At 70.4% G+C, this 243-nt stretch carries 1 pseudogene; it reads left to right on the top strand.

Features of this window, described 5'->3' with window-relative positions:
- Positions 1-243 (top strand): annotated as a pseudogene (locus SB658_RS26885) (beta-glucosidase); the annotation flags it as partial.

Raw genomic sequence — 243 nt, 5'->3', positions numbered from 1 at the left:
ACACCTACCTCGAGCCGCTACTCGCCAAGGTGCGTTCGGGGGAGGTGCCGGAGTCGCTCGTCGACCGCGCCGTGACGCGCGTGCTGATGCAGAAGGAAGAACTCGGTCTGCTCGATCCCGGCGCGTTCGACGCCGACGCCCCCTCGGCGATCGACCTCGACACGCCCCGCCACCGCGAGATCGCGCGCCGCCTCGCCGAGGAGTCGGTCGTGCTGCTCTCGAACGATGGTGTCCTGCCCCTCG

The sequence above is a fragment of the Bacillus sp. SIMBA_008 genome (assembly GCF_046535495.1).
Taxonomy (GTDB): Bacteria; Bacillota; Bacilli; order Bacillales; family Bacillaceae; genus Bacillus; species Bacillus subtilis.
Note: the sequence above shows the minus strand (reverse complement) of the source record. Positions and strands in the feature narration are given on the sequence as shown.